Source organism: Gordonia sp. NPDC003424 (genome assembly GCF_053588655.1).
Genome location: NZ_JBSFQJ010000009.1, coordinates 197,245 through 205,120, shown reverse-complemented (window position 1 = coordinate 205,120; position 7,876 = coordinate 197,245). Strand labels below are relative to the sequence as shown.

Below are 7,876 nucleotides of genomic sequence, written 5' to 3'. Positions count from 1 at the left end.
CGGAAGTATCCGACCCGTCAACACATATCCGCCGTGTCTAGTGCGGGACCAACGCCAGATTTGTGTGCAACATCATCACGTTGTAGTCGCTCCACCGCGACGCGTTGAAGTACAGGTCGGGCGAATTTCCCTGTAGCGCAGGGGAGTTGGCGAGCATCATCGGCGCGTAGACGACGATGGCCGCGGGAGCGACGATGTAGGTGGGACTGCTCCACGGGCCCTCGGGGTGGTTGGCGGTGCGCAGCTTGATCCCGTTGTCCCCGTCGAGCATCACGTACTTGCGCAGGTACGGGCTCCACGCGACCGACAGTTCGGTCACCGGCGGGGGCACGACAATCGCCGATCCGTCGTCGGGGATGCCGGCGATGTCATGTATCCAGCCAAGGGACTTGCCCGCCCAGTACTCGTAGCGATCGAGGTTCTGGATGTCCTCTGGCTTGAATCGCGCCAGGAAGGCGGCCCCGTATCTGCCGTTGGGCGTGCCGAATTGGTAGATGTAACCGCTCTCGTCGGGATCGTCCGGCCGGCCGCGGGTATACCCGTTCTGCTGGTATTTGCCGTTGTTGTACTCGAGCACCGGCACCCCGGCCGGAGTGGCCAGCGAGGCGGGCGTGTTGATCCGGATGGTGCTCTGATCGGTTTCCCAATGCTGTCCATTGTCGTCGGAGAAGGCGATCGCCGAGAAGTTGGTGACCCAGTTGCCTGCCGATCCCCAGGATCGCACGGACATGTAGTTGATGAACTGCCGGTAGCCGCCGCCGGGCTTGGGTAATGCGATCGCGGCGGTCGGGATGGTGGTGACCTCGATGCCGCTGATGCCCAGCGACGCGATGAGTTGCTGCGCAAAGTTCGGTTGCCCGGCAAAGATCACGCTCCCGGAGGCGGGATCGTCGGCGACTCCGTCGGGTACCCGGATGCCGTCGATGAGCCGGTTGTCGTTGGTGCGCAGCAACACGTTGTGGCGCCACTGCTGGCCGAGGGTATTGCAGTCTCCGAAGGTGTCGCCGAACGCCATCAGGGTCTGGCCCGATCCGTTGTCCCAGCTGACCCCGATGTCGGTGCCGGAGATGGCGAACCGGGTGAAGGTCTGATTGATGCTGAGCGGCCCGGTGACCCATGCGACGCTCTGCGTGCGTGGGGACACGTAGATCGGCAGCGGTCCCTGGGGGCCGATGCCGGGGATGCCGGAGCTGCCCAGCGATCCGGTCGATCCGCTCGACCCGCTGGATCCGCTCGACCCCGACGAGCCGCTCGATCCGAGCGACCCGAAGTCGATACCGCTCGAGCCGAATCCGCCATTGCCGCACGGTGAGGCGTCGGCGTGTCCGGCGCCGGTGGACAGTCCGACCGCGCAGGCTCCCAGGGTCAGCGCGGCCACCAGTGACACTCGTACCGACCGAGCAAAGCGTGGCACCACCGGAACCTCCAAAGCAGCGGATGTTACTGAAGTTACAAATGGGGTAATTGTGACGAATGTTGTCGGTGTTTACCGTGAAGCGCCGGTCACGATCGGGTCTCGGGTGAACGCCGTGGTCGTCGCACATGATCGGGGCCCGACCCGTGTCTGTCGCCCGTGTCTGTGTGGCCGATGTCTTTATGGCACCGGGAGTCCTACGGTGGAGTCAGGCATGCGAAGTCAGGCATGCGGAGTCAGGCACAGACGACGGCACGGTGGATGATGTTCTCCGACAGCGACGGATACGAGCGGTTCATGGGCCGCTGGAGTCGACGGCTCGCGCTGCCGTTCCTCGCCTTTGCGGAGGTCGACGACGGTTGCACACTGCTCGACGTCGGGTGCGGTACCGGGGCGCTGGCATCGGCGGCCACCGACATCGACGGTGTGACGGTGACGGGTGTCGATCCGTCCGACACCTTCATCGAGGTCGCGCGGCAGCGCTCCCGTGACGGGTCGGTGCGCTTCGTGACGGGCGCAGCCGAGGACCTACCGTTTGGGGCCGACACCTTTGACCGGACCTTGTCGATGCTCGTCCTGAACTTCGTCGCGGAACCGGCGCGCGCACTCGCCGAGATGATCCGGGTCACCCGCCCCGGCGGTGTGATCGCGGGCGCGGTCTGGGACTACGGCGACGGAATGGGCATGCTGCGCGCCTTCTGGGATGAGGCGTGTGAGATCGCGCCCGGGGCCGAGGAGCGCGATGAGCGTCGAATGCCGTTGTGCCGACCGGGCGAACTGGCCGGATTGTGGCGCGGGCACGGGTTGCGCGCGGTCACCGAACGACCACTCACCATCGACCTGGAATTCACGTCGTTCGACGACTATTGGCAGCCGTTCGAGTCCGGCCAGGGACCCGCGGGGACGATGACACGATCGCTGTCACCGTCGCAGCGCGACGATCTACGGGCGCGACTCCGGCAACGCCTGGTGGGTGACGCCGATCGGTCCTTCACGCTGCCGGCACGGGCATGGGCGGTACGGGGCACGGTCTGATCACCCCGCGCCCAACCGAACCTCCGGTCAGGCGGGTGCCTCGTCGCGCAACGCCTGCGCGATCTCGTCGAGCATCTTCTCGACGTCCGCCTGGTCGCTGCCGGGATAGTCGGACACGAACGCGCGCAACCGTTCCCGCTGCGCCTCGAGGAGGCGGTTCGACTCGAGCTCACCCGGGGGTGCGATTCTCACGACGTCGCCCTCGACGGTGACCATGCCCCGATCGGCGAGCGATCGCGCGATCTCGTCGATCTGGGTGATGGGTGTGTGCGAGGCGGTGGACATCTCTTCCATGGTGCGCGAGCCCTCCTCGTCCACCCTGCTGACCATCCATGCCTCGCCGCGCGACAGGTCGCTGCCGGCGGCTTTGACGACGATCTCCCAGATGCGCAGCCGCTCCTCGCGGCCCAGGGTGCGCCACATCTGCAGCCGCAACTCCTCGAGGGAGGAACGTTCCGACGGCATGCCGAACGATTCGCCCGGGTCGGGAGTGCGTGTGGCCGTGCGCAACTCGACCTCGGGCAGGAACCACGACAGCACGAAGGCCAACAGGCCGATGGGGACGGCCACGAGGAACACGATGTGGAATGCGTCGGTGAACCCGTCGAGGAACCATTCCTGTACCGCGCGTGAACAACTGGGCAGCGTCAGCGTCGACGATTGCAGCACGTCGGCGGAGCAGCGGCCGACCGCGTCCGGTGGTGCGGTGCCCTCGAGGTGCGAGGTGAGCTGGCTGTTGAAGACGGCACCGAAGACCGCGACACCCACGGACGCGCCGATCGTGCGAAAGAAGGTGGCCCCACTGGTTCCCGCGCCGAGATCGCGGTACTCGACCGCGTTCTGCACCGCCAGCACCAGCACCTGCATCACCATGCCGAGCCCGACACCCAGGATGAACAGAAAGGTGCTCGTCATCAGGTTCGAGGTGTCGCGGTCCATGGTCGACAGCAGGTAGAGCGCGACGGTGAAGATCGCGCAGCCGAGGATCGGGTAGATCTTGTATCGCCCCGTGCGGCTGATGATCTGGCCGCTGGCGATCGAGGTGATCAACAATCCGAGCATCATCGGGATCATGCGCAGGCCCGACGACGTGGCGGTGGCGCCCTGCACCGACTGCAGGAACATCGGCAGGAACGTGATGGCACCGAACATCGCGAAGCCCACGACGAAGCTGATCGTCGAGGCCGTCGCGAAGACCCGGTTCGTGAGCAGCCGCACCGGCATCACCGGTTCCGGAACCCTCTGCTCGACAAAGACGAAGGCGACGACGGCGAGCACGGCCAGCGCGATCAACAACAGGATGCGGGTCGAATCCCAGCCCCACAGGGACCCGAAGCTGGTGACCAGCACGATGCAGGTGGCGGTCGCGGCGAGCAGGAAGATGCCGGCGTAGTCGATCGAGGGTTTGCTGTGTGCCGACGTCGACGGCAGCACCAGGATCACCGCGATCAGCGCCACCACACCGATCGGCAGGTTGATGTAGAACACCCACCGCCAACTCAGATTGTCGACGAAGAATCCGCCGAGCAACGGGCCGGCGACACTGGCCAGACCGAAGACCGCGCCGAACACACCCTGGTAGCGGCCTCGTTCGCGGGGCGGGACGACATCACCGATGATCGCCTGCGCCAACACCATCAGACCGCCGGCGCCCACACCCTGCAGCGCGCGGTAGCCGATGAGCTGGATCATCGACGTCGACGTGCCGCACAACGCCGAGCCGACCAGGAAGATGACCACACAGGCGATGAAGAGATTGCGGCGTCCGTACAGGTCGCCGAGTTTCCCCCACAGCGGGGTGGTCGCGGTGGTCGCCAGCATGTAGGCGGTCACCACCCAGCTCAGGTGCTCGGCGCCACCGAGATCGCTGACGATGGTCGGCAGTGCGGTCGACACGATTGTCTGGTCGAGTGCCGCGAGCAGCATCGCGAGCATCAGCCCGCCGAAGATGGACCAGAGTCGGCGTTTGTCGATCGCCTCCACGGGTGCTTGCGCCGGCGCGGTCATCGCTGCGGGCCGCCGTGCAACGGACTGAACTGCCCAGCGTTTTCTGCGGCTAACGATATGGCCATGGACACGATTGTGGCGCCGCGACGACACTCGCGGGAGGAGAATCACCGCATTGACGGGACGCACCGGTGCGGTCGGGCGCGTCGGCCGCCTCGCCGTCGTAGCATCGAGCCGTGTACAGGCAGATCGCGCAGCGTGTCGTCGTTGAAGCGGTGGAGGGGTGCGGCATCGCGCACTGGGCCACGGTCGACGACTGGGACGGCACCACCGCGGCGATCACCGAGTTGGGCGGTGCGCGCCACCAGCTCGACGCCGACGCCCTCGCCGTCACCCTCGCCGGCTACGTCACCGTGCACCCGGGCACCGACGCCGACTCGATCGATGGGTACGTCGCTGACGAGATCGTGCAGACGGCCCTCTTCGGTCAGGTGATTTACCTGTGACACCCGGGGATCGCGCGTGAAAGTGCATGTGCTGCTTGATGGATCACCGTCGGCGGTGCTGCCGGCGGTGGATGGGTTGGCCGCGCTGGGCGCGGATGGGCTGTTCACCTTCGAAGGGCCGCACGACGTCTTCTTCCCGCTGGTCGTCGCGGCCGGACGCGCCGAGTTCGACCTGATGACCAACGTGGCGATCGCCGGGCCGCGCAGTCCATTGCACCTGGCGCACGCCGCCTACGACCTGCAGGTCTACAGCGGTGGACGATTCCGGTTGGGCCTGGGGTCGCAGATCCGTCCGCACATCGAGAAGCGTTACGGCAGCACGTGGGGACGCCCGGCCGCGCGGATGGCCGAGTGGGTCCGGGCGATCACGGCGATCTTCGAGGCGTGGGAAGGACACGCGCCGTTGGATTTTCGTGGTGAGTTCACCACGCACACGCTGATGACCCCCAACTTCGACCCGGGACCGAACCCGTTCGGGCCGCCTCCGGTCCTCCTCGGTGCGCTCGGTCCGATCATGACCCGTACCGCGGCCGAGGTCGCCGACGGTCTGCTCGTGATGCCGTTCAACAGCGGCCGACACTTCGCCGAGCGGACGCTGCCGTCGATCGAGGACGGTCTGCGACGATCGGGCCGGTCCCGCACCGACTTCGAGGTGATCGCCCAGGCGATGGTAGCCGTGGGGCGTACCGAGGCCGACCTGGCGGCCGCCGTTGACGGCGTCGCCATGCTGATCGCGTTCTACGGGTCCACACCGGCCTACCGACCGGTCCTGGAGGTGCACGGGTGGGGTGACGTGCAGCCCGAACTCAATCGGCTCTCGAAGCTCGGCCGGTTCGCCGAGATGCGGGCGCTGATCACCGACGAGATGGTTGGCACCATCGGCGTGGTCGGCACGTCCGAGGAATGCGCCGCGCAGATCGGTGAGCGTTTCGGGGCCGAGTCGGCCGAGGTCTGCTGTTATTTCCCCGGCTACGCCGAGCGGCCCGAGGACGTCGCGGATCTGATCACCGCGCTGCACGGGTTGCCGCCGGCGAGACCTGGCAGGAGGACCGATGCCGCGCGCCGGTGAACGCCTGAGAAAGCTTGGCTTCCTGACCATCGGACGCTTCGACGAACGCGATCCGAGGGCCGGGCATCTCGAGACCCTCGACGTGATCGCGCGAGCCGAAGACCTCGGCTTCGACAGTGTGTGGTTGCGCGACCGGCACTTCCAGTTCGGCATCTCGTCGCCGGTCGCGGTCATGGCCGCCGCCGCGATGCGCACCAGCCGGATCGAACTCGGCACCGCGGTCATCCCGCTCGGCGTCGAGAATCCGGTGCGGCTGGCCGAGGATCTCGCGACCGTCGACCTCCTGTCCGGTGGACGAGTGAATCCCGGTGTGTCCGTGGGGACTCCGATGCACTACGACAACTACAAGATGGCGCTCTATCCGGAGACCCACGACCTCGAGGACTTCTCCAAGAATCGCGTCACCCGGTTGCTCGACTGCTTGCGGGGTGAACCCCTCAGCGACTTCGAGGGCACCATCGGTATCGAGGTCTTCTCCCGGCGCGTGCAGCCACAATCGCCGGGACTCGCGTCCCGCGTCTGGTACGGCGGCGGACTGGCGTCGGCGATCTGGGCGGCCGAGAACCGCCTCAACTACCTAACGTCGTCGGTCGTCACCATCGAGGGCACCGCGTCGCGGGACTTCGCGACGATTCAGGCCGAACACATCGACGCCTACCGGGCCCATCACCCGGACCCCGAGTCGGCGCGGGTTTCGCAGGGTCTCGTCGTCATCCCCACCGACACCGCCACCCGCGACCAGGTGCGCAAGTACACCGACTACGCCGCGGCCCGGTTCGAGCGCACACTCACCCCGCAGGGCCCTCGTGGCCTGCTGTTCGCGCCCGATCTGGTCGGCCCGTCCGAGGAACTCGCCGCCCGCCTGTATGAGCACGCCGGATTCCAGCGTGCCGTCGAGGTCGCGTTCGCGTTGCCGTTCTCCTTCGACGCCCCGGACTACGCGCAGATCATCTCGGACATGGCCACTCGTCTCGGCCCGGCGCTCGGGTGGCACCCTGGATGAGTCCCACCGCGTCGACGAAACCGGAGAACCTGTGACCACAGTGCACACCGCCCACGACGGATTCACATTGCCCGCCATCGGATTCGGCACCTACAAGTGCAATGGCGCGGACGGCGTCGATGTGATCACCCGGGCCATCGACAACGGATACACGCTCATCGATTCGGCGTTCAACTACGAGAACGAGGGGGCCGTCGGACGTGCCGTGCGCGCCGCGTCGGTCCCGCGTGAGGATCTCATCGTCACCTCCAAGCTGCCCGGACGCCACCACGCCTACGACGAGGCCATCGTCACGATCGAGGAGAGTCTGTACCGGACCGGCCTGGATTATCTCGACCTCTACTTGATCCATTGGCCCAACCCGCGGGTCGACCAGTACGTCGAGGCGTGGACGGCACTCATCGAGGCGCGTAAGCGCGGACTGGTGCGGGCGATCGGCGTGTGCAACTTCCTGCCCGCCCACCTCGACCGCCTGGCGGCCGAGACGGGTGTGCTGCCCGTCGTCAATCAGATCGAACTGCATCCGCGGTTTCCGCAGGCCGACATGCTCGCCTACGACGCCGAGCACGGCATCATCACCGAGGCATGGAGCCCGCTCGGACAGGGCAACGACCTGCTCGGTGACCCCGTGATCGCCGAGATCGCGCAGGTCAACGGCTACACACCCGGCCAGACCGTGCTGGCCTGGACCGCGGCCCGCGGCGCGATCCCACTGCCGAAAGCCGCCTCACCCTCGCGGCAGACCGAAAACCTCGCGGGCGTGGATCTCACGCTCACCGACGACGAGGTCGCACGCATCACCGCGCTCGGACGCCCGGATGGGCGCAACAAGGGGCAGGACCCGGCCACATGGGAAGAATTCTGACCGGCGCCGGGCGCGTGGGCGACACGCACCGCCCGAG

General features: G+C 66.9%; 7 protein-coding genes. 5 read left to right on the top strand and 2 right to left on the bottom strand.

The genetic code is table 11. The annotated features are described in order from the left end of the window. Positions 1-37 precede the first annotated feature (37 nt). On the bottom strand, positions 38-1,417 hold the full coding sequence (locus ACWDTI_RS15625) for a DUF4185 domain-containing protein (RefSeq protein WP_449739010.1): 1,380 nt from the start codon (positions 1,415-1,417) through the stop codon (positions 38-40). A gap of 225 nt (positions 1,418-1,642) precedes the next feature. Here ACWDTI_RS15625 and ACWDTI_RS15620 point away from each other — a divergent pair, with 225 nt between their 5' ends. Further along, positions 1,643-2,449, top strand: a complete 807-nt coding sequence (locus ACWDTI_RS15620) for a class I SAM-dependent methyltransferase (RefSeq protein ID WP_449739009.1) — start codon at positions 1,643-1,645, stop codon at positions 2,447-2,449. Positions 2,450-2,476: 27 nt separating this feature from the next. On the opposite strand, the gene ACWDTI_RS15615 is transcribed toward ACWDTI_RS15620, so the two are convergent. Then, entirely contained in the window at positions 2,477-4,456 is a 1,980-nt protein-coding gene (locus ACWDTI_RS15615) for a DHA2 family efflux MFS transporter permease subunit (RefSeq protein ID WP_449739008.1), read from the bottom strand. A gap of 176 nt (positions 4,457-4,632) precedes the next feature. Here ACWDTI_RS15615 and ACWDTI_RS15610 point away from each other — a divergent pair, with 176 nt between their 5' ends. From ACWDTI_RS15610 to ACWDTI_RS15595, 4 genes are read left to right on the top strand one after another with little or no spacing between them, the layout of a single operon-like run. Next, positions 4,633-4,902: a hypothetical protein gene (locus tag ACWDTI_RS15610; RefSeq protein WP_449739007.1), complete on the top strand. Its 270-nt coding sequence runs from the start codon at positions 4,633-4,635 to the stop codon at positions 4,900-4,902. Positions 4,903-4,918: 16 nt separating this feature from the next. Next, complete coding sequence (locus tag ACWDTI_RS15605) at positions 4,919-5,971, top strand: TIGR03617 family F420-dependent LLM class oxidoreductase (protein ID WP_449739006.1); 1,053 nt, start codon at positions 4,919-4,921, stop codon at positions 5,969-5,971. Further along, positions 5,955-6,974: an LLM class flavin-dependent oxidoreductase gene (locus ACWDTI_RS15600; RefSeq protein WP_449739005.1), complete on the top strand. Its 1,020-nt coding sequence runs from the start codon at positions 5,955-5,957 to the stop codon at positions 6,972-6,974. The genes ACWDTI_RS15605 and ACWDTI_RS15600 overlap by 17 nt, the downstream gene beginning before the upstream one ends. A gap of 31 nt (positions 6,975-7,005) precedes the next feature. Continuing rightward, a complete protein-coding gene (locus tag ACWDTI_RS15595; RefSeq protein ID WP_449739004.1) occupies positions 7,006-7,839 on the top strand; it encodes an aldo/keto reductase in 834 nt (277 codons plus the stop codon). The last annotated feature ends 37 nt before the right edge of the window (positions 7,840-7,876 follow it).